The organism is Leeuwenhoekiella sp. LLG6367-2.1, from assembly GCF_045055775.1.
Classification (GTDB): Bacteria; Bacteroidota; Bacteroidia; order Flavobacteriales; family Flavobacteriaceae; genus Leeuwenhoekiella; species Leeuwenhoekiella aequorea.
On sequence record NZ_CP159331.1, the window covers coordinates 915,127 to 940,096 of the forward strand.

The following is a 24,970-nucleotide window of genomic DNA, read 5'->3' on the forward strand; positions in this document are numbered from 1 at the left end:
ATTAAAGACAGCTTATGCAACTTTCAGAACAGGAGATTATTAGACGCGAGAAACTTGCGGAACTACGTAAATTAAACATAGATCCCTATCCCGCAGACGAGTTTATCACAACTCATAATTCACAGGATTTAAAAGCCAATTTTGAAAACGGAAAAACGGTTACATTAGCCGGTCGTTTAATGACACGTCGTATTCAAGGTAAAGCCTCATTTGCAGAACTTCAGGATGCTTCTGGTCGTATACAAGTTTATTTTAACCGAGATGAAATTTGCACCGGAGAAGACAAAACGTTATATAACGATATTTATAAAAAATTACTCGACATAGGGGATATCATAGGCCTCACCGGTGAAACATTTACAACTCAAGTAGGTGAAAAAACTATAATGGTAAAAGAGTTTAAAATTCTAAGTAAATCTCTTAGACCTCTTCCTCAGCCTCGTACCGATGCAGAAGGTAAAACTCATGACGCTTTTACAGATCCAGAACAACGCTATCGCAGACGTTATGTAGATTTAATCGTTAATCGTAAAGTAAAAGAAACATTTATTGCACGTACAAAAATCACAAACACCATACGTGAATTTTTTAATGCTAAAGAATACCTTGAAGTAGAAACACCTATACTTCAACCAATTCCTGGAGGAGCTTCTGCCCGTCCTTTTATGACTCACCACAATGCACTAGATATACCGTTATATCTACGTATTGCAAATGAGTTATATCTTAAGCGTCTTATTGTAGGTGGTTTTGATGGAGTGTACGAATTCTCTAAAGATTTTAGAAATGAGGGAATGGACCGCACGCACAATCCGGAGTTTACAGTTATGGAACTTTATGTAGCTTACAAAGACTACAACTGGATGATGAATATGACTGAAGAATTACTTGAGAAGGTTGCTGTAAGTGCAACTGGCAAGAGTAAGCTCACCGTAGGTAAAAATGATATTGAATTTAAAGCTCCCTACCCACGAGTTCCTATTCTTGAAGCCATTAAAGAACATACAGGATATGATTTAAATGGAAAAAATGAAGTTGAATTACGCGATATAGCCCGCAAATTAGGTCTTGAAGTAGATGACACCATGGGCGTAGGAAAACTCATTGATGAGATTTTTGGAGAAAAATGTGAGCATTTATATATTCAACCTACATTTATTACAGATTATCCTAAAGAGATGAGTCCGTTGACCAAACAGCATCGTGACAATCCAGATCTTACAGAACGCTTTGAATTAATGATAAATGGTAAGGAGGTTGCAAATTGCTATTCTGAGCTTAATGATCCTATCGAGCAACGTGCACGTTTTGAAGATCAACTTGCTTTAAGTGAGAAAGGAGACGATGAGGCTATGTTTATTGATCAGGACTTCTTACGAGCTCTTGAATATGGGATGCCCCCTACAGCAGGAATAGGTATTGGTATAGACAGGTTAGTAATGCTAATGACTAATAATTCATCGATTCAAGAGGTATTATTCTTTCCGCAGATGAAACCAGAACGCAAACCTGTTGAGCTTTCAGAAGAAGAAAAAGCAATTTTTACTATTCTGAAAAAAGAAAAAAATATCCCACTAGAAGCGCTTAAAACTGCTAGTGATTTAAGTAATAAAAAATGGGATAAGGGTATTAAAGGCCTTACCAAATTAAAAGTTGCCAAAGTTGAAAAAGAAGGAGAAACTCTGGTCGTATCTCTTATTGAATAATAAAAAATACCTTTAGAAAAAGCCTTTCAGAAACTACTGAAAGGTTTTTTTTGTTTATTTACTTACCAGAATTTATAGCAATCTTTCCTCAATTCTGATCGTTAAAATATTATTTTTCACACCGTCCTTTAAACCTTTTTAATCTATTCGTGTCTTAGATATATAACATTAAAAAATAATAGATATGAAAAAATTAATTGCAATAGTAGCTTTATTCGTTTCAGTAACGGCTTTGGCACAAAACGGTGATCGTCAAGAAAGAGGTAAGAAAATGATGGATGCTACTCCAGAAGAAATAGCAGATATTCAAACTAAAAGAATGACTCTGGCATTGGTTCTTGATGAAAAACAACAAAAAGAAGTTTACAATATAGAATTAGCCAACGCAAAAGAGCGCAAGGCAATGAGAGCTTCTCGAGAAAGCAAAAAAAATGGTGAAAAACCAACTGAATCTCAACGTGAGGCTATGAAAAAAGAGCGTAAAGCTAACTATAGCGCTATGCTAGACAAACAAATAGCTCAACAAGAGAAGATGAAAAACATTCTAAATGAAGAGCAGTTTGACCAGTATCGCAAGATGAAAGCTAAAAGACACGATCGTATGGCTAATCGCGATGGAAGACGCGGCAACAAATCTAAAGACAGAAAAGGTTCTGAAGGGGATCGCAGATAATCGCAAAAACTAGATTTAAAAAAAATCCTGAGACTTTAGTCTCAGGATTTTTTTTTAAAATTACTAATCGATTAATTGCGGTGCCACCTTAGCAACAGCTGTAATCGTATCATCAAGATCTTGATAAGTCAAAGCATCAGTTATAAACCAGGTTTCATAAGCACTTGGCGCTATATAAATGCCTTCATCTAATAATCCATGAAAGAATTTTTTAAAGGTATCATTTGCTCCATTTGATGCAGATTTAAAATCTATTACAGGATCTGCCGCAAAATGTACCGAAATCATAGATCCGAGTCGGTTTATAGTATGTGCAATGTTATGCGCATCAAGGGCTTCTTTAATACCCTTGTGCAAGTATTCAGTTTTTTCTGAAAGTCTTGTAAATATTTCTTTATCGGCATCTAGAGCTTCCAGCATTGCAAGACCTGCTGCCATTGCTAATGGGTTACCACTTAAAGTACCTGCTTGATAAACCGGACCTACAGGGGCTAAGTAATTCATAATTTCCTCACGTGCGGCAAAGGCTCCTACCGGCAAACCACCGCCTATAACTTTCCCAAAAGTTACTATATCTGCTCGCACGCCTGATAATTCCTGTACACCACCGGCAGCTAATCTAAAACCGGTCATTACTTCATCAAAGATTAATAATGCTCCGTGTTCAGTACACAACTTCCGTAAGCCTTCCAGAAAACCCGGTACAGGAGGAATACAACCCATATTACCAGCTACCGGTTCTATAATTAAGGTCGCAATTTCATTTTTGTTATTTTCAAAAATCTCCTTTACATGTTCAAGATTGTTATACTCAGCAAGCAACGTATCTTTTGCGGTACCTTGAGTAACTCCCGGACTATTAGGAGATCCAAAAGTAACAGCTCCACTACCCGCTTGAATTAAAAAAGAATCTGAATGACCGTGATAGCATCCGGCAAATTTTATAATCTTATCACGACCTGTAAACCCTCGTGCTAAACGTACAGCGCTCATACAAGCCTCGGTACCACTATTTACAAATCTAATTTTGTCAATATCAGGAACCATTTTTACCGCTAACTCAGCAATTTTGGTTTCAATTTCTGTGGGCATACCAAATGAAGTTCCCTTTTGTGCTTTAGCTACTACAGCATCTACAACAGGTTGATAAGCGTGACCTAGAATCATAGGTCCCCAAGAATTGATATAATCTATTAATCTGTTTCCGTCTTCATCATAAAGATAAGCTCCCTTAGCTTCTTTAACAAAAATAGGGTCACCGCCCACTGCTTTAAATGCACGTACGGGCGAATTTACTCCTCCGGGTATTACCTTTTGTGCTTCAACAAATAAAGCACTGCTTCTTTTATAATTCATCATTAAAATCCGTTATACTGTGGGGTTACATTGAGTTGCTGCCCTACATTTATCGTATTATCTCTTAATCCATTATTCTTTTTCAGTTCTTCTACCGTTAAGTTATATAAACGCGAAATACTATAAAGTGTTTCCCCTTTAACAACTCGATGTAGAACTACTTTATCTGATGGCTCAGGCTTAAAATCTCTAACTTTTGTACCTAATATTTCAGCATCATAATTATACATAGCGTAACGCTCAATTATTGCTATAAGTTTTTGAGGGTATTTAGGATCTGTAGCATAACCTGCTTTGCGTAATCCCTTTGCCCAACCTTTATAATCATCTGGCTCCAGATCAAATAAATCTGCATAACGCGATCTTCCGGTAAGAAATAACGAGTGATCTCTAAATGAAAATTTAGGATCTCTATATTTTCTGAAACATTCTCCGGCCTCATCATCATCGTGATATACCACTTCACCCGTCCAATTATGACATTTAATTCCGAAATGATTATTTGCTTTCTTTGTTAAATTCCCATTACCAGCACCAGATTCTAAGACTGCCTGAGCCATTGTTATACTTGCTGGTATTTTATAAAGACGCATTTCTTCTTTTGCAATAGGTACAAAATGATTTATATACTCTTCAACACTAGAAAAAGAGGAGTACTCATATGCTTTTTTAGTTTCAACTGAAGTCTCAGCAGGAGTATCTCTTTTATCTGTTTTATTAGTGTTTTCATAGGTTTTTGCAGGCCGAGTTGCTAATTTTTTTTTAGCTGCTGCTCTTTTGCTTCCGCCGCATCCTATTAGCAAAATACTCATAATGAGGATTGCAGTTATTTTTCTAATCATAGTATTATTTAATAGTAGGTTTTCCGGCCTTTTGGAGTCGGTTGTTAATACCAGCAATTCCCTGTAAACCTCCAGTATGGACCGCTAAAATACGGGTATTTTTAGAAAAATAAGAATTAGAAATCAGATCAATTAAGCCATACATCATTTTACCTGTATATATAGGATCTAGCTGAATCTTGTGATTAACTTTAAAGTTATTTATAAAAGATATTAATTCTGAATTAAACTTTGCATAGCCTCCAAAATTGTAATCTTTAATCAATTCCCAATTTTGCTTCTGGGTATATTTTTTAATTTCATTATCTAAGAAATCGCCTTTAAGAGCCGGAAAGCCTATAACTTTTTGATGAGGTAAACTTCCATTAATTATACCAGCGATTGTTCCACCGGTTCCTACGGGACACATAATGTAATCGTATTCTGCAGTGTTTTCATTTAAAATCTCTGCACACCCCTTTACAGCAAGATGGTTTGTTCCTCCTTCTGGGATCTCATAAAAATCTCCAAATTTCTGTTTTAGGCTTTCGCGAAAAGATGCCGAATTCTTCTCACGATAATCAGATCTAGAAACAAAATAAAACCTCATCCCACAATCATAAGCTAAACGTAACGTAGCATTTTGCTGAAGGGTTTTATTTAAATCAATACCTAGCTCTTCTCCACGAATTATTCCTATAGTATTATAACCACAAATTTGACCGGCCTTTGCGGTTGCTGCAATATGATTAGAGAAGGCACCACCATAGGTTAAAAGTGTATTTTTATGCTGTTTTGTTGCCTCAATTAAATTGTATTTAAGTTTTCTAAATTTATTTCCAGAAACTTCTTTATGCAAAAGATCTTCTCGCAAAATAGAAACAAAAACATTATTAGATTGAAACATAGGATCATCTATTTGCTGTATAGATATTTGATTTTCCGAAGAAAAAAGCAACTCAGGATTGGCCATAATAGGTTCTATCATACAAAAATAATGACATTTTTAATCCTAAGTGACACTATGCCACAAAAGCTTAGAAATACAAACATCTATTTTACAAGGCACTTAATCGATAATTACTCACTCAAGTAAAATATTACACTCATTTTAATTATGCTTAAATAGTTAAAATACAGGTAAAAAGCAACTATATATCGATAAAAAACATATTTTTGCATACTCCACAAGAATATCCATAACATTTAATAGCCCCTAATAATTTTATATGCGAATAAAATTACTTCCCCTAAAGTTTTCCTTTTTAATTATCGTGTTGTGCTTTTCATTAGCTTCACACGCACAAGTAGGTATTGGTACTACAACACCTGCAAACGGATCACTTCTTGATATAGAAGCATCAGATAAAGGCCTTTTAATTCCGCGAGTAAGTCTTACAGGAATAACGGATAACACTACAATTACACCGTCTGCTACTAAAGGCTTATTAGTTTTTAATCAAGCAGTAACAACAGGAGCTAATGCTGTAACTGAAGGTTTTTATTATTGGGATGGTACAAAATGGGTTGCCCTTACAACTCCCGCTGCGACAGGCGATAATATCTATACTGTAGATGGCACGTTAGCAGGAGATCGTATTGTTTCTCAAGAAGATAAGACCTTACAATTTGATAGTAATGTAGGTCGAAATGCTATTACCATAAAACGTACAAATAATGCAACTGAGACCGGATTAGCATTTAGAAATAGCGGAAATGCCTATGATGCAAGTATCTATATGGAATCACCTAATAGTAGAGGTTTAGTGATAGCTGCCGGGGGTAATGAAAATTCTCCTGAAGATCTTACCCCATCTGCAATTTTTAATGATAATCAAACCACCTCAATTAGCAAAAGTTTAAATGTATATGAAGGTGATGCAAATCTTAACGATGTTACCGCATCGCTATACTCTACTGCTGATGATGGAGTATTAGATCTGTTTGAAAATAACACATACAACCATCGTATAGCTGCAAATGGACCTACCATATTTAATGAAAAAGGCTTAGATCTTGATTTTAGGATTGAAACTGACAATAATCCTAACACGCTCTTTATTGATGGAGGAAATGACAATGTGGGCGTTAATACCAATACTCCAAACGTTAGTGCTTCACTAGAGTTAAGCTCATCATCTCGAGGCTTTTTGCCAAATAGAGTTGCTCTACAATCCACCACAAATAGTGCAACACCTATTTCAAACCCAGCTACTGGGCTTTTTGTTTACAATACAGCTACTTCAAGTAGTGGCGCTACACGTGTACAACCCGGCCTATATTATTGGTCAGGAACTGAATGGAAAAGATTGAATGATTATAAATACTCCAGACAATATGTTCAGACTTCCGAAGTAATAGCTAGTAATACATTAGGAAACTATGTTAATCTTACTGGATTAGCACAATCATTTACTCCAGTACGAACAGGAACATATCAAATAATAGTTAATGGTTATTATGCATCAGGTACAATTATTAATTCTACATACAGATTACCCTTAAGGAATTCTAATGGTTCTATTAATACTGGTGAATTCTACACTATAGCCACGCAAGACGGATTTGCAGAAGCTTCAATACGCCTTTTAATTAATAATGTAAGTATTTCTGAAAAAATTATAATTGCGCCAGGTAAAAGCATCTATCCAAATCAAACAAATGCTCAAAGCGGCACACCAACTACATATTCATTATTTGGAGCAAATGCATCAATTATCGTAAATGTTGATTTAACTGCAGGGGAAACTTATAACTTTAATGTACAGGGTAAAGAATGGACTAGAGCTAACATAGGACGAGGAGTTTTCGGAGTCGATACGCAAAATTTTCAGAATTCTAATAATTACAATGATGCGCAGCGTGCGACTATGACCGTAACTTTAGTAAACTAATTTTAAATACTTCACAAAACTCCAAAATTTTCGATTTTTTAAATATTCAAAATCTTGTTCTTTGGCGTATGCTTCCTTTTCGAAGCTGATTGCGCGATAAGCGTCATATCGAGTTTTAAAACGCAAAAAATGAATCAAGAATTCAATACCATACCAGATGTAAAAGGGAATTATAAGTAATTCGATTTGCTGTCTTAAATGGATGCGTTCATGATTTATAAATACAATATCCTTTTTTAGACTTGCACTTTTAACGAGAATAAATGGCCAGAAAGCGCAACCTATAAACTTCTTAAACAATCTGGGTGCGTAAATTATAATAGCCATTTAAAATGTATAATTGTAATCTTAGAATTCGAAAATAGATTTAAGTCTTTATTTAAACAAATCTAAATGATCTTTTATACCTTTAAGTGTGACTCAATTTAAAAAACCAATTCCAGTTGAAGAAGGTGATTATTACCTAACCCCAGAGGGTTATAGATGTTTTACAGAGCAATATCACCTTAAGAGAGGGTACTGCTGCAAGAGTGGATGCAGACATTGCCCTTATGGATATGATAAAACAAAAGAATAGTTGTATGGTATAATTCTTGATGATTTCTACATAAGAACAATATTATATAACATAAATAAAAGCCGTATGAAAAATTTTAAACTCTTAATGCTAATCGCTGTAGTTACCGTATTCTCAGCGTGTAGCTCTGTGCGTGTATCATCAGATTATGATCAAAATGCAAATTTTAATGAGTACAAGTCATTTGCATTTTTTAAACCGGGAATCGATAAAGCTGAAATTTCTGATCTTGATAAAAAAAGAATTTTACGTGCTATCGAAGATAATATGCTAGCAAAGGGATTTGTAAAATCTGATAATCCTACTATGTTAGTTAGTATTTTTACTACCGCTCAGCAGCGAGTAGACGTTTACAACAACTTCGGTTGGGGATGGGGAGCTTGGGGACCTTACGGTGCCGGATTTGGAAACACTGTTTCTCGCTCTACTGAAGGAACTCTATACATAGATCTCATAGATGCTTCAAAAAAAGAACTTGTATGGCAGGGTCAAGGAACTGGCTATCTAGCTAAAAGCGTTGATAAGAAACAAGAGAGAATAAATGAAATTGTGGGAGAAATAATGCAAGAGTATCCTCCTAAACAAATGGCTTCTAATTAAGAAGATAAAAAAAGCCCTCAGTTGAGGGCTTTTTTTATGCGTATGCTTTTAGTTTTTCTTTGGTAAATTCAGATAGCACGAGGCTCCCGCTAATTTCTGCGCGTTCTGGTAATAATGCTGGCCAATTATCTGTGTCTCTCCAAAATACCTGTTTAGCTTCTTTTAATGCAATAGGATTATAAGAGGCTAAATTTTGTGCTAGTGAATCGATTGCTAGATCCGTTTCCTCAAGGCTATCATAAACTTCAGAATAAAGACCTTTTTCTTTTGCCCATTGAGCATCATAAAATTTAGCAGCATTCCAAGTCATCTCTGAACTTGCAGAAACACCCAATTTCCGTGTGACTGCCGGTTCAATTACAAAAGGTCCGATACCTATTGATAGCTCACTTAATTTTATCGCTGCAAATTTTGTTGCAATGCAATAATCTGCAGCTGCAGCAATACCTACACCACCGCCTACAGCCTTTCCTTGAACTCTAACAATTATAGGTTTTAAGCAAGCACGCATGGCCAGAATTACTCGTGCAAATCCCATAAAAAATGATTTCCCTTCCTCTTTAGTAGTAATTGCGATAAGCTCTTTAAAGCTTGCTCCCGCGCAAAATGTTCGATCTCCTCCACTTCTTAAAATAAGTACCTTTACTTGATCATTATTTTTTGCATCAGTAATCTTTTCTTCCAGCTCATTTAAAATCACACTAGGAAGTGCATTATGATCGGGTGTGAAAAAGGTTATTGTACCTACAGCATTCTCAATTTCAAGTCTAACAAAAGAACTTTGCATAAATATTTTTACTAAATGATGATAATTATTAAATATTCCTCAAATTTAAACTTCTAAACTAAGAATGTCAGAAATTTGACATTGTCAATTTGGTGACAACCTTTGTAAATTTGATTTTATGAATTCAGCATTAGATAAAAATATAGAAACTAATCCACTTATAGAGCGTCTTCCTGCTCATTTAAAGCAATTCATAAAGCCTCAGAACTATGAGGAATATACTCCCATAAATCAAGCTGTATGGCGCTATGTTATGCGCAAAAACTTTGATTATCTAGCCACCGTCGCACATAAATCTTATGTAGATGGTTTAAATAAAACGGGCATCTCTATAGATCACATACCTAATATGTACGGTATGAATCGAATTCTAAAAGAAATAGGATGGGCTGCTGTTGCTGTTGATGGATTTATCCCTCCCGCTGCATTTATGGAGTTTCAGGCTTATAAAGTTTTGGTCATCGCTTCAGATATAAGACAATTAGAACATATAGAATATACACCTGCACCAGATATTATTCACGAGGGTGCCGGCCACGCCCCTATAATCGCAAACCCTGAATATGCAGAGTATTTAAGACGCTTTGGGGAAATAGGCTGCAAGGCAATCTCATCTGCAAAAGATTATCAACTATATGAAGCGGTGCGTAAACTTTCAATCTTGAAAGAATCGGAAGACACATCTGCTGCAGAAATTGAAGCAACAGAAAAAGAAGTTGACTATTTACAAAAAAATATGGGCGTTCCTAGTGAAATGGCTCTAATACGTAATTTACACTGGTGGACAGTTGAGTATGGTTTGATAGGCACTATAGAAGATCCTAAGATTTATGGTGCAGGCTTGTTATCTTCTATAGGAGAAAGCGCTTGGTGTATGACTGATGCTGTAAAGAAAATTGCATATAGTCCCGAAGCTGCATATCAAGAATTTGATATCACAAAACCACAACCACAACTTTACGTTACTCCTAACTTTGCCTATTTAAGTGAAGTATTAGAAGAATTTGCAAACACAATGGCACTTCGTGTAGGTGGTCCTGAAGGTATCGAAAAACTCATAGCAAGTAAAAATTTAGGAACTATTGAGCTTAGCACCGGACTGCAAATTTCAGGCGTGTTTGAAAGTATGATATCTCATAAAAATAAGGTCGCTTACATTCAAACTAAAGGGGAAAGTGCTTTAGCTTACCATGAAAAAGAATTAATAGGTCACGGAGTTTCAAATCACCCGCACGGTTATGGATCTGCTTTAGGAAAACTAGATGGTATAAACCTTGCCATCGAAGACATGAGTCCTAAAGATTTACAAGCCTACAAAATTTTTGAAGGCGAAAAAATAACTTTAAAATTTGAAGGAGACATTATTGTTAGTGGTGAAATAATTACAGGAACGCGTAATCTTAATGGTAAAATTATCCTTATCAGTTTTAAAGACTGTACAGTTTCTCATAACGACACCATACTTTTTAAACCAGAATGGGGTATTTATCACTTGGGAGTGGGTAAACGCATTGTTTCTGCATTTTCGGGCCCTGCAGACTTCAACTCTTTTAATCTGGTAAATCATAAAGTAAGCAGTACGACTCTAAAACCCAAAAAATCTGATGCACGTAAAGAATTAGAAGATCTATATCTGGCTGTACGCAATTACAGAGAAGGAAAAGACACAAAATTTTCGCCGGAAGCTGTATTTGATATTTTGAGAAAACACCATCCTACCGACTGGTTACTTTCCATAGAGCTTTATGAAATTGCCGTAATGGATGAAATGAAAAAATTAGAGCGCGATATTGCTGAATATCTTACTACTATATCTACAAAAAGACCTGCAATTAAACATTTAATAGATGATGGTATGCAGCTAGTTAACCAGTTTCAGTTAGGTTAAAGAGTTTTTAATAGACTCTAAATTTTCTATGGTAATAGGCTTAATTACATAGTTAGAAACTCTATTAAACTGCTTAGCTCTCTTAAGATCCCTTGGGTCTATTGATGAGGTAAGGATGTAGATTGTAATTTCTTTAGGCGGATTTGTCTTCGTAAATTCTTCTAGAAACTCCCATCCATCCATAACAGGCATATTTAAGTCAAGAAGTATAAGCTGCGGTATATCTCCTCCTTTATTTATAATTGCTGTCAAAGAATCTAAGGCTTCCTGACCATTAGCAAATACTAGGAAATTCTCACAAAACTCTGTGAGTTTCATCATTTTTTTGATTCCGAAAACAAAGATGGGATCGTCATCTACGATGCAAGCAAGTTTAATTTTCTTCATGTAATTTAATTGTGAATGTAGTTCCTTCTCCTACTTTACTTTGAACAGTAATAGCACCTCCCATTACTTCGACTTGAGATTTAGTCATATACAATCCTAATCCTCTAGCATCTGAATGTTGATGAAACGTTTTATATAGCCCAAAAATGCGATCGCCGTAACGTTCAAGATTTATTCCTAAACCATTATCACTAGCGGTGATGATAACATAACCATTTATACGCTCTGCAGATATTTGCAACCAGGATCTACGCTTGGGATCTCTATACTTTATAGCATTAGTTATAAGATTAAGAATAATACTTTCCATATAAGCCGGAACTGCATACACGTTAAAATCTTCTGCAACTCTATTAACGATTTGAAAATTCACCTCAACCATTAAACCACGTACCGAGCGTATTCCATTCTCAATAAACTTAAACAGATTAACCTGTTCTTTTTCCTGAAAGTTTATATCTACAGAAACTACATCATTTAAATGCGTTATAGTTTCAGTAAGCATAGATGATGCCTGCACAAGCATTTCAAACTGCATCTCGCGTTCCTCTTCTTGTTTCTCATTTTTAAGGAAGTCGATTAACATCCCAATATTGCTCGAGTGAGATCTTAGATTATGAGAAACAATATGTGCAAAGTTTATAAGCCGCGTGTTTTGATTTGTTGTAACCTCTACAAAACGATTTATCTCATCATTTTTCTTCTTAAGTTCTGTAATATCTTGAATCTGGGCAATTATTTTTTTAGGAATTCCCTTAGAATCACAGTTTAATGAGAAATAGGTCTTGGCTAAAATTGAATTTCCATCTTTGCCTACAAACTTTTGTTCATTTTCAAACTTTCTTGAATTTTGATGCAGTAAGTTTTTGATGAGCAAATAATTTTTCTGAAACTCTTCAGGCTCATACAAATCTGTAATCTTCTTTTTTATAAACTTATTCCTACTGTATCCAAATACTTGTTCTGCAGCAGCATTAACTTCTAATATTTTAAAATTTTCAATATCAATAATCAAAAATGCTATAGGAGTATTTTCAAATGCAAGTCTAAATTGCTCTTCGCTAATACGTAATTGCTCATTTTTTAAAACGCGATCTGTTATATCCTGAAAAGTACCTAGTAATCTAACGCATTTCCCATTTTCAAATTCTGCCTGGCATTTTGCATTTACATATATTTCTCGACCAGAATAGGTGATTAACGTAAAGTCTTCATCCCACGGCTCCCCATATTCTATGGCTCTATCAATTACTTGAGTGACTAACTCACGATCTGCTCCTTCTTTATAGAAGTTTATCCCTGTTTCTAATTCTATCTCAAAATCATCTGGTATCTCGTGAATTTTACGAGTAACCTCAGACCAGTAAATAGATTTTGTGCTTAAATTAAGCTCCCAAAAACCTATAAATGCAACATTATTAGTTTGCTTTAAAAGTTCTTCTTTACGATATTCCTCTGGCTTAGTATATAAAATACGTTGTGCTAAAACCAGCGGCTCTACTTCATTTTCAAACTTGCTAAATTTATACTTATAACGAATTTTCTTAGCAGGAAGATCCTCTACAAAATAGGAAGTATCAAAATTAAACGCTTCTTTAAGACTGGCGTCAAACCTATCTAACAAATCTGATTTTGAACTGTTTACTTGTGCTAATTCAAATTGCACACCACTCTGCCATTCTTTAGATGAAGCTAACAAATTTAGCTTTCTATCATATACAGCCATAGATCCTGGCAATACATTAATAGCTTGAACTGTGGAAGAAATGTTTTTCATTAGTCTAATCTTTAAAGGAAAATTATTTTAAAATATTCCTCAATTCCTGAGAATCATTAATTTCTGTGGTATCGTATTTCAAGGTCCATCCGAGAGTATTTACCGCCACATATATATTAGAAAGTTCAGCTATAAGTCGGTTTTCCGCATTTTTTCTAAGATCTGAAGCCTCAACTTTCTTTTTCACACTAGCCGTTACTCGCTTTTTAATCGTGTTATAATCTGACGCGTCAAATTGATTTAAGTAATCCTGACTTACGTCATAATATTCAATATCTGGATTAATATTAATCTCAGCTTTTGGAATATGGGTTATTGTAATCGTTTTGTTAGAAACATCTACATCTGTTTCCAAAGCTCTTAAATCATAAGCAATTGTAACTTTTGCGTTCACAACAACTAATGCCTTTTTATTTGCCGTCAAAAGATCAAGATACATTTTCTTAGAATCTTTATACGTAAATACTTGAGCAAATGAGCCTTCGGTTACTACCAGCTTACCTACATTCTTTATCTCTTTCTCGATCAATTCAGTAGCCTGCGCTAGTTCGACCCGTTGATCACTTTTATCTTTAAAGTAGAGATATGTAAAAATACCTAAAACGATAAGTATAATAACAATGAGAATTCTGCGCATAAATTGTGCTACTTGTGAAGTAAATTTTGATTAAAAATAGCTACAATTAAATTAATAAAAAACTTACGCCTGGGTTTTGTGAAAGTTTAAACTTTAGATTTATTGGTTCTTTAGTCAAAACCGAATCCCCTTAAAAACTTATAAATCCCCTATCGCTACATAGTAGGATCTAAAAACACATAGCCATGTCTTTTTTTTTTAGATCTCAAAGTTGTAACCACTTTCTTTGAGTTGCTCATATTTTTCTGAATCAAACCGATATAAAAAAGCACCGCGCTTAGATCCTGATTTATCCTTTTCCTCAAGCTTAATCAGCACCTTATGAGAAAGAAGCTTTTTTCTAAAATTACGGGGATCTAATTCTCGCTGGTAAATTGCCTCATACAGTTTTTGCATTTGAGGTATTGTAAATTTTTCTGGCAAAAGCTCAAAACCTATAGGTTCATAACGCGCTTTGCGTCTCAGAATAGCTAAAGCATCAGAGACCATTTTATTATGATCTAATGCTAATGTAGGTAGATCTTTTAACGTATACCAGTAAGCACCATGCTCTTCTACTAGTTTTTTATCATAATCACCTATGCGTATAAGTGCATAATGCGCAACGGATAAACAACGATAACCCGGATCACGATCTGCATTGCCGTACGTTTTTGATTGTTCTAAATAAAGCTCACTCAGCCCTGTAATTTCTTCTAATACACGTCTGGCAGCATTATTAACATCTTCATCTAGCTTAACGAAACTACCTATTAACGACCAGATGCCTGCGTTTGGTTCCTGTTTACGTTTAAAAATAAGTAGCTTAAGATCACCATCATCAAAACCAAAAATTATGCAATCTGTAGCGACATAAATCTTGTCGTTTATTGAATAAAAATCTTTATGCTGAAGATTCATTTTTTTGGCAGAACTTAATGTCATACTTAATTATATGTTTTGAAAACGGATCTCTAAATTTAATCAAATACCCAAGTAATTAGACTTTTAAAGCAGCATAATATTATTATACTTAATTCAAAATATTTTAAAATCGTATATATGGAAAGCTGTCTTGTAAATTATCAATCTTATTCTGTAAGTTCTTCAGGAAATCTTGATGATTTTTAGATTCAGGATTAAAAGCTCTATGTGATAATCCTCGTTGTATCTCTTCTATACGTTTTAACACTGCCTGAGTTCCCGAAGAAAAATAACTAGTAGAAAACCGTTCCCATATATAATCTACAGCTAGATCATTAGGGTGAATAAGATCTCTATCGTAAAATCTATAGTCTCTTAATTCATCCATCATTAATTCATAAGATGGAAAATAACCCACGTCTGTATGGGAATCAAGTATATTATGAATTGCTGTGATAAGGTGGGCTTTGCTGCGTTGATTTTCAATAAAACCATCCTTTATATGGCGTACCGGAGAGACTGTAAAAATTATATGTGCATCGGTATTTAACTTATAAATCGAATTTATAATTCGTATAAGAGCGTTTTCTATTTGCCCTAGTGAAGCTAACTTTTTGTCAAATTCACGTTGTGGTATTTTATGGCAATTAGCAACAATCTTATTTTCTAGTTTATAGTCATAACCCCAGGCTGTTCCCAGTGTGATAATGATATGTGACGATGCCACACAACTTGAAATCAATGTTTCTAGAGCAGAATTTAAATTTTCTAAAATTCCATTTTGATCAGCATCATTTAATTGAGAATGAGCATCAAATGAAACATAAGTCTCACCTACCTTTAAGACATCTGAAGCTGTAAATTTTTTATTATTAACAGCATACTCAAATGTACGCGCTATAACTTCTGGGTGAAATAAAATCCCAAATGGGTTTACAACCGACTTAAATTTAAAATCGATTAATTTTCTCCCTATATTTTCAACAAAACAGCTACCCACTAAAAGAAGCTGAGAATCAATATGTATCTGATTCTCAACTTGCTTTAATGGTATAAGTGTCTGTAATTTCAATAGTTTTTAACTTAAATAACCCTTTACAGCCTCTAAAGCTGCCGCTATTCCTTCAGGATTTTTACCTCCTGCGGTAGCAAAAAATGGCTGCCCGCCTCCACCTCCTTGAATAAATTTCCCAAGTTCACGTACAATCGTACCCGCGTTTAAGTTCTTCTCTTTAACTAGATTTTTATCTATATAACAACTTAATAAAGCCTTACCACCCTGACGAGAAGCTAACAGGATAAATAAATTGTCAATTTCACCACCTAATTGAAATGAGACATCCTTGATTCCATTTGCGTCAAGATCTACTTCACGCGCCAGAAAATTTATACCGTTTACTTCCTTAACTTCAGTTTTGAGTTCGTTCTTTAAACCCTTAGCTTTTTCAGCTAATAAAACATCAAGTTGCCTTTTAAGTTCATTGTTCTCTTCTTGTAAGCTACCTATAGCTTTAGCAGGCTCTTTAGAATTATTAAGTAAGTCTCTTACCGCCTCTAACTCTTCATCTTGATCTTCAAAATACCCCATCACCGCATCTCCGGTAATTGCTTCAATACGTCGAATTCCTGCAGCAACGGCTCCTTCAGACTTAATTTTAAAATACCAGATATCTCCCGTGTTTGCAACGTGCGTACCTCCACATAACTCCATTGATTTCCCAAAACGTATAGCACGCACTGCATCTCCGTATTTTTCTCCAAAAAGCGCTATAGCACCTTCGGCAATCGCTTGATCATAAGGGATTGCACGCTGCTCTTCTAAAACTAATTGTTCTTGAATACGCGCATTTACAAAAAGTTCTATTTGCTTGAGTTCGTCTGCAGTTACTTTGGCAAAATGAGAAAAATCAAATCGCAAATAACCACTATGAACCATAGATCCTTTTTGTTCGACGTGTGTACCTAAAATAGAGCGCAATGCCTGATGCAATAAATGTGTTGCGGTATGATTAGCTGCAGATCTGTTGCGTTGCTTTTGATCTACAACTGCCGTAAAAGTATTAGCAACATCTTCAGGCAGATTTTTTGTAATATGGATTATTAGATTATTTTCTTTCTTAGTGTCGGTTATATAAACTACATCACCATTAGCTGATTCTAAGTAACCTTTATCTCCTACTTGTCCTCCTCCTTCAGGATAAAAAGGAGTCAGGTTAAATACTAACTGATATTGATCTCCCTCCTTTGCTGTATTTATTTTACGATAGCGCGTGATTTTAACCGGAGTTTTTAAAGTATCATATCCTACAAACTCTTCTTCTGCATCATCCTGTAACACGGTCCAGTCTCCAGCTTCAATTTTACCGGCAGCACGAGAACGGTCTTTTTGTTTTTGTAATTCTGCCTGAAATTCTTTTTCATCCAGAGTGAATCCTTTTTCACTTAAAATAAGTGCTGTCAAATCTATCGGGAAACCATAAGTATCGTAAAGCTCAAAAGCTTTTGTTCCTGATACTTCTTTACCGGTAGTATCTGCAATAATGGAATCTAAAAGAATTAAACCTTGATCTAAGGTACGCAAGAAACTTTGCTCTTCTTCTTTAATCACATTGTAAATAAGATTCTCCTGTTTCTTTAATTCAGGAAATGCTTTCCCCATTTCTTCAGTTAAAACAGCTACAAGCTTATATATAAATGGTTCTTTAGTATTTAAGAACGTAAAACCATAACGTATAGCTCGACGTAGAATACGTCTAATCACATAACCAGCTCCGGTATTACTAGGTAATTGACCATCTGCAATAGAAAAGGCAACTGCTCTAACGTGATCTGCAATTACGCGTATTGCTATATCCGTTTCTTCTTTAACCGCGTATTTAGAATTTGTAATAGTTTCTATTTCTCGTATTAACGGGGTAAATACATCTGTGTCGTAGTTAGACTTTTTATCCTGAAGTGCCATACATAGGCGTTCAAAGCCCATACCTGTGTCAATATGTCTTGCAGGCAAATTTTCTAAACTTCCGTTAGCTTTTCGGTTGTATTGTATAAATACCAGATTCCATACTTCAACTACCTGAGGATGATCTGCATTTACCAGAGAAGCTCCAGAAACTTTAGCCTTCTCTTCCTCGCTACGTAAATCAATATGAATTTCTGAGCACGGTCCACATGGGCCTTGATCACCCATTTCCCAGAAATTGTCTTTTTTATTTCCGTTTAGAATACGCTCTTCAGATAGATGCTTACTCCACAAGTCGTATGCTTCGGTATCGCGTTCAAGATTCTCACTACTATCACCTTCAAAAATGGTAACATATAGTTTGTCTTTATCTATTTTATAAACTTCGGTTAGTAGTTCCCAGGCCCAGTTAATAGCCTCTTCTTTAAAATAGTCTCCAAAACTCCAATTACCTAGCATCTCAAACATAGTGTGATGGTAGGTATCTTTTCCTACTTCTTCCAGATCATTATGTTTACCACTTACGCGTAAACATTTTTGAGTGTCAGTAACACGGGTATTCTTAGGAATGCTATTACCAAGAAAAAATTCCTTAAATTGGTTCATTCCTGCATTGGTAAACATCAACGTAGGATCATTTTTAATGACCATTGGTGCAGAGGCAACTATGGAATGATTTTTGGACTTAAAAAATTCTAGAAATTTATCGCGGATTTCTTGGGATTTCATGTGCAGATTTTAATAGCGTTTGGCAGATTTAAATTAACGCCAAACTATTTTTTATATTTGTTCGTTTCCCCTTTTAATAAGCGGATTTTTAGCCGAAAATTTTAACGCAAAAATAGAATAAATTAGCTAATGTCTAAGGTTAAATATTATTACGACAGAGATACCCTTTCTTATAAAAAAATTGAAAAGAAAAAGGGTCGTAAGTTAGGTTATGTCTTTTTATCTATTGTGGCATCATTTCTAGCCGGTTTTATATTGCTTCTAATTTATTTAAATATTCCCGATTTAGAAACACCTCGTGAGAAAGCCTTGCAACGCGAGTTGCAGAATATGAAAATGCAATACGGCGTACTCAATAAAAAACTAGATCAGGTGCAAACCGTTCTAGGAGAGATTGAAGAGCGCGACAACAACATATACAGACTTTATTTTGAAGCAAACCCCATACCAGATGAGCAACGTAAAGCTGGTTTTGGTGGTGTAAACAGATACAAAGACTTAGAAGGTTACGACAATTCAAAACGCATTATTGAGTCTAGTAAACGTCTCGATATTTTAACAAAGCAGCTTGTGGTACAAAGTAAATCTCTAGACGAGATTGCTGTGCTGGCAGAGGAAAAAGAAAAACTTCTTGCTGCAATACCTGCAATTCAGCCTGTAGCAAATAAAGATCTTACCAGACTCGCCTCTGGTTACGGCTTGCGATCTGATCCTTTTACAAAAGAACGAAAAATGCACTGGGGTATGGATTTTACGGCTCCTCGGGGTACGCCGATCTATGCGACCGGTGATGGAGTTGTTGACCGAGCAGACAATAACGCCACTGGTTATGGCAATCACATACGTATTAACCACGGCTATGGCTACGAAAGTTTATATGCGCACTTGTACAAATACAATGTTAAACCAGGCGCTAGAGTTAAACGTGGCGATTTAATAGGTTTTGTAGGAAGCACAGGGCGATCTGAAGGGCCTCACGTGCATTACGAGATCTTTAAGGATGGAGAACGTATAAACCCAATTAATTTTTACTACGGAAACCTTTCACCAGAAGAGTTTGATGTAATTTTACAAAAAGCACAACTCGAAAATCAATCTCTGGATTAATGCACATTCAATTACCCGAAAAACTATATTACAGTATTGGCGAAGTGGCTGATGCCTTTGATGTAAACACATCTCTTATACGCTTTTGGGAAAAAGAATTTGATGTATTAAAGCCGAAAAAAAATGCTAAAGGTAATCGTAAATTCACGCCTACAGATATAAAAAATCTTGAGCTTATTTACCATCTCGTAAAAGAACGAGGCTTCACACTAGAAGGAGCAAAAACACATTTAAAAGAAAATAAACAACAAACATTAAATAAATTTGATCTCATCAGAAAGTTAGAGAATATAAAAGCTCAACTTCAGGAATTAAAAGATCAACTCTAACCAAGTAATCATGAAAAAAGGAATTATCGCACTTATTGTAGTAGTTATACTGGGTATTATTATCTACAGTTTTTTTAAAGGTTTTTACAATACCGCAGTAACACTACAAGAAGATGCTACGGCACAATGGGGTAACGTAGAAAGCTCTTATCAACGACGATCAGATCTTATCCCGAATATTGTAAACACAGCTAAAGGTTATGCAGAATTTGAGCAAAAAACTTTAACCGATGTTATTGAAGCACGCTCTCAGGCTACAGGTGTTAATATAGATCCTTCTAATATTACTCCAGAACAATTAGCACAATTTCAACAAGCTCAAAGCGGTGTGAGCTCTGCTTTATCAAGGTTATTAGTAACAGTCGAACGTTATCCTGATCTAAAAGCAAATGAAAATTTTAAAGAGCTTATCAACGAATTAGAACGTACTGAAAACCGTATCAATGTTGAGCGTAACAGATATAATGAAGCTATCGCTCCTTATAATAAACACATTAAGACATTTCCAAATAATATCGTAAACAACTTTATAGGAAACTTTGAAGAAATGGGTTATTTCAAGGCAGACGAAGGTGCACAAAATGCTCCCGATGTAAACTTTGATTTCAACAATAAAGAGGCGGCATAATGGCATCTCTGGTAGAAGAATTTTTAACTGCGGAAGAAGAACAAGAAATTGTAGAAGCAATACGACTGGCAGAATTAAAGACTTCTGGTGAGATTCGTGTTCATTTAGAACGCACTTGTAAGGGAGAGGCGCTAGAACGTGCTAAAGTACTTTTTCATCAATTAAAGATGGATAACACTAAAGCGGAAAATGGAGTGCTTATTTATGTTGCAGTTGATGCCAAAAAATTTGCGATTTGCGGAGACCGTGGTATAAACAATGTAGTTCCTTCAGATTTTTGGCAGAGTACAAAAGACCTTATGCAGGCAGCATTTAAACAAGGTCATTTCAAAAATGGCCTTGTTAACGGGATAGAGTCTGCGGGTAAACAACTCGCCGAATTCTTTCCGTGGGATGAAGATGACATTAACGAACTTTCTGATCAAATTTCGACCTCTTGATATATCTATCTAAAGTATTTAATTTAAGACAAGCATTTCTAATTGTCTTTATCCTTAGCTTTTCTCTTAAGGGCTTTGCTCAGTTTGATATCCCTGAAAAACCTTCAGAGCAAACGAGCGTTTATGATTACGCCGGACTTTTAAGTTCTGGTCAAAAATCTGCCTTAGAGAACAAGCTTGTAAAATATAGCGATACCACTTCTACACAAATTGTTGTTGTTGTAATCCCAAGTACAAAAGGAGAAGATATAAGTCTTCTGGGTGCAAAATGGGGACAAAAATGGGGAATTGGTCAGGCAGATAAAGATAACGGAATTTTAATCACTCTAGCTACGCAGGACCGTAAGGTAGATATTAATACTGGTTACGGTATAGAGACAATTATTACCGATAGAATGGCCGAGCAGGTTGTTAATCAAGTAATGATTCCGCAGTTTAGAACCGGGGATTTTTATGCTGGATTAGATCAAGCTGCAGATACGCTGTTTCAAATGCTTCAGGGAGAATATCAAGGTACTCGCCAAAAAGACAACTCAAATCCAGTGAGCCTGCTTCCTATAATTATCATATTTATAGTAATTATTTTTATCCTAAGTCGTACTCGTGGCGGTGGTGGTAAAAATGGCGGACGCCGCAGTGGCGCAGGCACTTTACTAGACGTGATTATACTAAGCAGCTTAGGCCGAGGAGGCTTAGGCGGTGGTGGTTTTGGAGGATCATCAGGTGGAGGCTTCGGTGGCGGAGGCGGTTTTGGAGGAGGCTTCGGTGGCGGAGGCTTCGGAGGTGGAGGAGCATCTGGAGGCTGGTAATGCCTTTTCAAACTAAAAATTAATATTCAGCAGTGGGTTATAATTAACTATAACCCACTGCTGAATTTTTAATCCCACCAGGAATTTTCTCTAACCTCTCCTTTTTTACCTAGTGTATTAAACTTATAGCTGAAGCTTAACATAAAGTATTGTCTCAAAACAGTACTTTGAACATCTTCAACATAGGATTGAGTTGCATTTCTTCTCGAATTAGTATTTTGATCAAGAAGGTCATATACTTTGAAAGTCAATAACGATTTGTCATTCATAAATGAATACCCTAATGAGGTATTCCAGAAAACTGCATCTTTTTGAAATCCGCTGCTCACATTAGGATTATACACATATCGAATATCATTTTCCCAGGTCAACCATTTAGGTAGATATGTCGTTGTGCGCAAACGCAGATTGTGTTGTGTAAAACTACGCCCTTCAAAAAAATCCCGATTGAATGAGGTTTCAGTAAAGTTGATTCTGTACTCTGGTCTAAATTCAAAAAGATCTTTCCATACAAATCTAAAATTAATAGAAGGAGTATAGGTTTTTGTGAGATTAGCATACTGCTCTGCGTTGAAAAAGTTTACATACCTGTTTAGATTTGCATCTATTCCTATATCTGCTTTAACAGATCGCAGACTATCAAGCTCAAAATTTTTACTATAACTTAAACTTCCGTAAATGTCATAAATACCATCAACATTGGTAAATGTAGTAGACCGCACAAAATTATCATCTACCATTGTCTGATTCACTACTCTATCATTTGTAAAGCTCATTCCCAGATAACTGTAATAACCAGTGTTTGTAGCCCAGTCAAAATTATTTAAACCCATATATAGTGAATGTCTATTTGTAGGGTTTAGATTGGGATTACCTTGTATTGTATTAAGCGGATCTGATACATCTACATAAGGAGATAACTGGCGTACTTCAGGAGCGGTATTACTCAAACGGTAATTTGACCAAAAACTCATTTTCTTGCTAAAGCTATATCGTAAATTAGCTCGAGCTTCAAGGGCATCAAAATTGTTTTCAAAATCTATATCACGTACCCGATCACCATTACTATCACTTAACATTTCTTCACCTGTAAGCGTTCGGTTTACATAAGCAAGTGCAAGCCCGGCATTCATTTTTTCAGAATTATATCTCAACCCTATTTCTGGTCTACTCACTTCATTTCTACTTTCAAAATCTGTACTCTGTGGCAGTATAATCTGGTCATAAATCTGCGTATCCTCATTAAAACTATATACCAATTGCTCATTAGATCGATCTTCGATATTAAATTCGTACTGGGTTTCTAGATGTAATTTTTTAGCAATAAGTGGTAATCTCCAAGTTGCACTTGCCTTTATATTATTTACCTTATCATTTCCATCTGTAAATTGATTTCTGATGATTTCTTGTGCATCATTACCAAAGACCTGTGTTTCTGAATTAATGTAATCGTCTCTATCATTATCATTAATAGATACCGTGGCATCTACACGCACAAATCCTCCTCCAGAACCGTATTTTTTTGTTGTTGTAAGACGCGTACTAAAATCGCGTGATGTCCTCAACCCCTCATTATCAAAATTTGAAGTATTTACAAGCTCACCACTTTCATTACGGGTTGAAGAATTTTCAGAATTAAAATTTGTTCCCTTTTGGTAGTTTAAACGAGGTAATATTTCTACTAGCAGTGTAGAATCTATTTTTGCCTGAAAGCGCATATTTGCACTGTGATTGTCTGAAGATGTGTTTGATGTTGAAAAAGACTCAGAGAAAAATCGGTTTTGAGGAAGTATATTTTCTCTTGATCGCGTTGTTTCTTCAAAACTATCTGATCCCGAATAAAAATAGTCTCCAGAAATCTCTATTTTTTCCCCTAGGTTATTAGCAACGTTGGCGCCGGCTGTTCTTGAATTTGTAATGCCTTGTCCAGATCCAAAACTTCTTCCGTCAATATTAAATGAGCCATTACCATCCATAGACATATAGCTCGCATTCCCAAACATCTTCTGAATTTCACCAAAACTAAATCCCGGCGAATTGATATTATTCCCACCTCCTAAAACACTTATACGCAAATCATTATCAAAATAATTAAGAAGTCCCGCGTATTCAAAACGTTCATCTGTTCCAACACCTGCAGCTACACGACCAAAAATTCCTTTATTTTTATCTTCGTCAATGGTAATATTTATTGTTTTGTTTTCGGCATCTCCTTCTTCTCCGGTAAATTCCTGAGATTCGGTTTTAGTATCAACTACTTGAATTTTATTGATGATTTCTTTGGTAAGATTACGTGTAGCAATTGTAGGATCATCGCTAAAGAAAGGTTTTCCGTTAACGAGAATTTGGTTTACGGGCTTGCCATTTATTCGTATTTGTCCATCCTCACCTACTTCGGCACCAGGAAGTTCTTTAAGTAAATCCTCTAGTGTAGCGTCGGGCTTTGTTTTGAAAGAGGCTGCATTAAACTCTAAAGTGTCCTTCTTTATAATTACAGGAGGTGTACGGGCTTTAACCACAACATCCCCTAAAGATTCTACCATAAAATCTAAGTAAACTGTACCTAAATCGATATCGCTTTTATCTGATAAGTTAATCTCTTGTTCAAAAGATTCGTAACCTACAAAGGTGACAAACAAATTTGCTTTAGGTAGTTGGGTACGACCACTTAACTCAAAATAACCATCTCTATCACTTATGGTATAGGTTATTACAGTACTATCTTTAATAGTTTCAAGTACAATAGTAGCTGCTTCAAGAGGTGATTTTTCTATACCATCCTTAAGATTACCGGTGATTTTAAATTCTTGAGAGCATACAGTTAGGGAAAGAAAGCCTATTACTAGGCTCATTAATAAACGATTATTCATGATTGATGTTGATTGATGTTGATTGATACACGAATAACCGTAAATAATATATAACTAAAAAATTAGTTTTTAATTTTAAGATATATTTAA

Annotated in this window: 23 protein-coding genes; 11 read left to right on the forward strand and 12 right to left on the reverse strand. The window is 35.4% G+C overall.

The window, feature by feature from the left end; translation table 11 throughout:
- The first annotated feature begins 14 nt into the window (after nucleotides 1–14).
- The gene (lysS, locus tag ABVM53_RS04235; protein WP_405329810.1) at nucleotides 15–1,706 is read left to right on the forward strand and encodes a lysine--tRNA ligase; all 1,692 of its coding nucleotides are present in this window, start codon (nucleotides 15–17) and stop codon (nucleotides 1,704–1,706) included.
- Between the two features lie 184 nt (nucleotides 1,707–1,890).
- Nucleotides 1,891–2,379 (forward strand): DUF4890 domain-containing protein, encoded by a 489-nt coding sequence (locus tag ABVM53_RS04240; protein ID WP_405329813.1) that lies wholly within the window; start codon nucleotides 1,891–1,893, stop codon nucleotides 2,377–2,379.
- 63 nt (nucleotides 2,380–2,442) lie between these two features.
- Here ABVM53_RS04240 and hemL read toward each other — a convergent pair whose 3' ends face one another.
- The 3 genes from hemL to ABVM53_RS04255 are packed head-to-tail and all read right to left on the reverse strand — an operon-like array spanning nucleotide 2,443 to nucleotide 5,544.
- Nucleotides 2,443–3,735, reverse strand: coding sequence for a glutamate-1-semialdehyde 2,1-aminomutase (gene hemL, locus ABVM53_RS04245; RefSeq protein ID WP_405330845.1), 1,293 nt, complete (start codon nucleotides 3,733–3,735; stop codon nucleotides 2,443–2,445).
- A 2-nt stretch (nucleotides 3,736–3,737) separates the two neighbouring features.
- Nucleotides 3,738–4,577 carry a glucosaminidase domain-containing protein gene (locus ABVM53_RS04250; protein WP_405329816.1) on the reverse strand — a complete coding sequence of 280 codons (840 nt, stop codon included), beginning with the start codon at nucleotides 4,575–4,577 and terminating at the stop codon, nucleotides 3,738–3,740.
- Between the two features lie 4 nt (nucleotides 4,578–4,581).
- A complete protein-coding gene (locus ABVM53_RS04255; protein WP_405329819.1) occupies nucleotides 4,582–5,544 on the reverse strand; it encodes a 1-aminocyclopropane-1-carboxylate deaminase/D-cysteine desulfhydrase in 963 nt (320 codons plus the stop codon).
- Nucleotides 5,545–5,785: 241 nt separating this feature from the next.
- Between ABVM53_RS04255 and ABVM53_RS04260 the strand changes: the two genes are divergently transcribed.
- Nucleotides 5,786–7,450: a hypothetical protein gene (locus tag ABVM53_RS04260; RefSeq protein ID WP_405329820.1), complete on the forward strand. Its 1,665-nt coding sequence runs from the start codon at nucleotides 5,786–5,788 to the stop codon at nucleotides 7,448–7,450.
- Here ABVM53_RS04260 and ABVM53_RS04265 read toward each other — a convergent pair.
- Nucleotides 7,439–7,777: a hypothetical protein gene (locus ABVM53_RS04265; protein WP_405329823.1), complete on the reverse strand. Its 339-nt coding sequence runs from the start codon at nucleotides 7,775–7,777 to the stop codon at nucleotides 7,439–7,441. The two genes, ABVM53_RS04260 and ABVM53_RS04265, sit on opposite strands and share 12 nt — an antisense overlap.
- A gap of 88 nt (nucleotides 7,778–7,865) precedes the next feature.
- Between ABVM53_RS04265 and ABVM53_RS04270 the strand changes: the two genes are divergently transcribed.
- Together ABVM53_RS04270 and ABVM53_RS04275 are read left to right on the forward strand one after the other, a co-directional pair.
- Complete coding sequence (locus ABVM53_RS04270; protein ID WP_164916334.1) at nucleotides 7,866–8,027, forward strand: DUF5522 domain-containing protein; 162 nt, start codon at nucleotides 7,866–7,868, stop codon at nucleotides 8,025–8,027.
- Nucleotides 8,028–8,093: 66 nt separating this feature from the next.
- Nucleotides 8,094–8,627 carry a DUF4136 domain-containing protein gene (locus ABVM53_RS04275; protein ID WP_405329827.1) on the forward strand — a complete coding sequence of 178 codons (534 nt, stop codon included), beginning with the start codon at nucleotides 8,094–8,096 and terminating at the stop codon, nucleotides 8,625–8,627.
- A gap of 34 nt (nucleotides 8,628–8,661) precedes the next feature.
- Here the strand turns inward: ABVM53_RS04275 and ABVM53_RS04280 are convergent, their stop codons facing one another.
- Nucleotides 8,662–9,414, reverse strand: coding sequence for an enoyl-CoA hydratase/isomerase family protein (locus ABVM53_RS04280; protein WP_405329829.1), 753 nt, complete (start codon nucleotides 9,412–9,414; stop codon nucleotides 8,662–8,664).
- Between the two features lie 118 nt (nucleotides 9,415–9,532).
- Between ABVM53_RS04280 and ABVM53_RS04285 the strand changes: the two genes are divergently transcribed.
- The gene (locus tag ABVM53_RS04285; protein WP_405329832.1) at nucleotides 9,533–11,302 is read left to right on the forward strand and encodes an aromatic amino acid hydroxylase; all 1,770 of its coding nucleotides are present in this window, start codon (nucleotides 9,533–9,535) and stop codon (nucleotides 11,300–11,302) included.
- On the opposite strand, the gene ABVM53_RS04290 is transcribed toward ABVM53_RS04285, so the two are convergent.
- The 6 genes from ABVM53_RS04290 to alaS form a co-directional block, all read right to left on the reverse strand.
- Entirely contained in the window at nucleotides 11,294–11,689 is a 396-nt protein-coding gene (locus tag ABVM53_RS04290; RefSeq protein WP_405329835.1) for a response regulator, read from the reverse strand. The two genes, ABVM53_RS04285 and ABVM53_RS04290, sit on opposite strands and share 9 nt — an antisense overlap.
- Nucleotides 11,676–13,466, reverse strand: coding sequence for a PAS domain S-box protein (locus tag ABVM53_RS04295; RefSeq protein WP_405329838.1), 1,791 nt, complete (start codon nucleotides 13,464–13,466; stop codon nucleotides 11,676–11,678). The genes ABVM53_RS04290 and ABVM53_RS04295 overlap by 14 nt, the downstream gene beginning before the upstream one ends.
- Nucleotides 13,467–13,488: 22 nt before the next feature.
- On the reverse strand, nucleotides 13,489–14,103 hold the full coding sequence (locus ABVM53_RS04300) for a DUF4230 domain-containing protein (protein WP_371457542.1): 615 nt from the start codon (nucleotides 14,101–14,103) through the stop codon (nucleotides 13,489–13,491).
- Nucleotides 14,104–14,301: 198 nt separating this feature from the next.
- Complete coding sequence (locus ABVM53_RS04305) at nucleotides 14,302–15,027, reverse strand: NUDIX hydrolase (RefSeq protein ID WP_405329841.1); 726 nt, start codon at nucleotides 15,025–15,027, stop codon at nucleotides 14,302–14,304.
- Between the two features lie 103 nt (nucleotides 15,028–15,130).
- The gene (locus ABVM53_RS04310) at nucleotides 15,131–16,078 is read right to left on the reverse strand and encodes a GSCFA domain-containing protein (protein WP_405329844.1); all 948 of its coding nucleotides are present in this window, start codon (nucleotides 16,076–16,078) and stop codon (nucleotides 15,131–15,133) included.
- A gap of 6 nt (nucleotides 16,079–16,084) precedes the next feature.
- Nucleotides 16,085–18,697 (reverse strand): alanine--tRNA ligase, encoded by a 2,613-nt coding sequence (gene alaS / locus ABVM53_RS04315; RefSeq protein ID WP_405329847.1) that lies wholly within the window; start codon nucleotides 18,695–18,697, stop codon nucleotides 16,085–16,087.
- Nucleotides 18,698–18,826: 129 nt separating this feature from the next.
- Here alaS and ABVM53_RS04320 point away from each other — a divergent pair, with 129 nt between their 5' ends.
- The 5 genes from ABVM53_RS04320 to ABVM53_RS04340 are packed head-to-tail and all read left to right on the forward strand — an operon-like array spanning nucleotide 18,827 to nucleotide 22,010.
- Nucleotides 18,827–19,804 carry a M23 family metallopeptidase gene (locus ABVM53_RS04320; protein ID WP_371457546.1) on the forward strand — a complete coding sequence of 326 codons (978 nt, stop codon included), beginning with the start codon at nucleotides 18,827–18,829 and terminating at the stop codon, nucleotides 19,802–19,804.
- Complete coding sequence (locus tag ABVM53_RS04325) at nucleotides 19,804–20,133, forward strand: MerR family transcriptional regulator (protein ID WP_028376493.1); 330 nt, start codon at nucleotides 19,804–19,806, stop codon at nucleotides 20,131–20,133. Before ABVM53_RS04320 ends, ABVM53_RS04325 begins: the two co-directional genes overlap by 1 nt.
- 10 nt (nucleotides 20,134–20,143) lie before the next feature.
- Entirely contained in the window at nucleotides 20,144–20,761 is a 618-nt protein-coding gene (locus ABVM53_RS04330) for a LemA family protein (RefSeq protein ID WP_128758273.1), read from the forward strand.
- Nucleotides 20,761–21,201 carry a TPM domain-containing protein gene (locus ABVM53_RS04335; protein WP_128758272.1) on the forward strand — a complete coding sequence of 147 codons (441 nt, stop codon included), beginning with the start codon at nucleotides 20,761–20,763 and terminating at the stop codon, nucleotides 21,199–21,201. The genes ABVM53_RS04330 and ABVM53_RS04335 overlap by 1 nt, the downstream gene beginning before the upstream one ends.
- Complete coding sequence (locus ABVM53_RS04340; protein WP_405329852.1) at nucleotides 21,198–22,010, forward strand: TPM domain-containing protein; 813 nt, start codon at nucleotides 21,198–21,200, stop codon at nucleotides 22,008–22,010. The genes ABVM53_RS04335 and ABVM53_RS04340 overlap by 4 nt, the downstream gene beginning before the upstream one ends.
- A gap of 68 nt (nucleotides 22,011–22,078) precedes the next feature.
- Here the strand turns inward: ABVM53_RS04340 and ABVM53_RS04345 are convergent, their stop codons facing one another.
- Nucleotides 22,079–24,862 (reverse strand): outer membrane beta-barrel protein, encoded by a 2,784-nt coding sequence (locus tag ABVM53_RS04345; RefSeq protein WP_405329855.1) that lies wholly within the window; start codon nucleotides 24,860–24,862, stop codon nucleotides 22,079–22,081.
- Between the last annotated feature and the right edge of the window lie 108 nt (nucleotides 24,863–24,970).

Excerpts from the sequence above, each read along its gene's own strand:
- lysS (WP_405329810.1), top strand. The coding sequence starts at position 15 with ATGCAACTTTCAGAACAGGAGATTATTAGACGCGAGAAACTTGCGGAA.
- ABVM53_RS04240 (WP_405329813.1), top strand. The coding sequence starts at position 1,891 with ATGAAAAAATTAATTGCAATAGTAGCTTTATTCGTTTCAGTAACGGCT.
- ABVM53_RS04305 (WP_405329841.1), bottom strand. The coding sequence starts at position 15,027 with ATGACATTAAGTTCTGCCAAAAAAATGAATCTTCAGCATAAAGATTTT.
- ABVM53_RS04260 (WP_405329820.1), top strand. The coding sequence starts at position 5,786 with ATGCGAATAAAATTACTTCCCCTAAAGTTTTCCTTTTTAATTATCGTG.
- ABVM53_RS04290 (WP_405329835.1), bottom strand. The coding sequence starts at position 11,689 with ATGAAGAAAATTAAACTTGCTTGCATCGTAGATGACGATCCCATCTTT.
- ABVM53_RS04250 (WP_405329816.1), bottom strand. The coding sequence starts at position 4,577 with ATGATTAGAAAAATAACTGCAATCCTCATTATGAGTATTTTGCTAATA.
- alaS (WP_405329847.1), bottom strand. The coding sequence starts at position 18,697 with ATGAAATCCCAAGAAATCCGCGATAAATTTCTAGAATTTTTTAAGTCC.
- ABVM53_RS04330 (WP_128758273.1), top strand. The coding sequence starts at position 20,144 with ATGAAAAAAGGAATTATCGCACTTATTGTAGTAGTTATACTGGGTATT.
- ABVM53_RS04255 (WP_405329819.1), bottom strand. The coding sequence starts at position 5,544 with ATGATAGAACCTATTATGGCCAATCCTGAGTTGCTTTTTTCTTCGGAA.
- ABVM53_RS04320 (WP_371457546.1), top strand. The coding sequence starts at position 18,827 with ATGTCTAAGGTTAAATATTATTACGACAGAGATACCCTTTCTTATAAA.
- ABVM53_RS04275 (WP_405329827.1), top strand. The coding sequence starts at position 8,094 with ATGAAAAATTTTAAACTCTTAATGCTAATCGCTGTAGTTACCGTATTC.
- hemL (WP_405330845.1), bottom strand. The coding sequence starts at position 3,735 with ATGAATTATAAAAGAAGCAGTGCTTTATTTGTTGAAGCACAAAAGGTA.
- ABVM53_RS04295 (WP_405329838.1), bottom strand. The coding sequence starts at position 13,466 with ATGAAAAACATTTCTTCCACAGTTCAAGCTATTAATGTATTGCCAGGA.
- ABVM53_RS04300 (WP_371457542.1), bottom strand. The coding sequence starts at position 14,103 with ATGCGCAGAATTCTCATTGTTATTATACTTATCGTTTTAGGTATTTTT.
- ABVM53_RS04325 (WP_028376493.1), top strand. The coding sequence starts at position 19,804 with ATGCACATTCAATTACCCGAAAAACTATATTACAGTATTGGCGAAGTG.
- ABVM53_RS04265 (WP_405329823.1), bottom strand. The coding sequence starts at position 7,777 with ATGGCTATTATAATTTACGCACCCAGATTGTTTAAGAAGTTTATAGGT.
- ABVM53_RS04345 (WP_405329855.1), bottom strand. The coding sequence starts at position 24,862 with ATGAGCCTAGTAATAGGCTTTCTTTCCCTAACTGTATGCTCTCAAGAA.
- ABVM53_RS04280 (WP_405329829.1), bottom strand. The coding sequence starts at position 9,414 with ATGCAAAGTTCTTTTGTTAGACTTGAAATTGAGAATGCTGTAGGTACA.
- ABVM53_RS04285 (WP_405329832.1), top strand. The coding sequence starts at position 9,533 with ATGAATTCAGCATTAGATAAAAATATAGAAACTAATCCACTTATAGAG.
- ABVM53_RS04335 (WP_128758272.1), top strand. The coding sequence starts at position 20,761 with ATGGCATCTCTGGTAGAAGAATTTTTAACTGCGGAAGAAGAACAAGAA.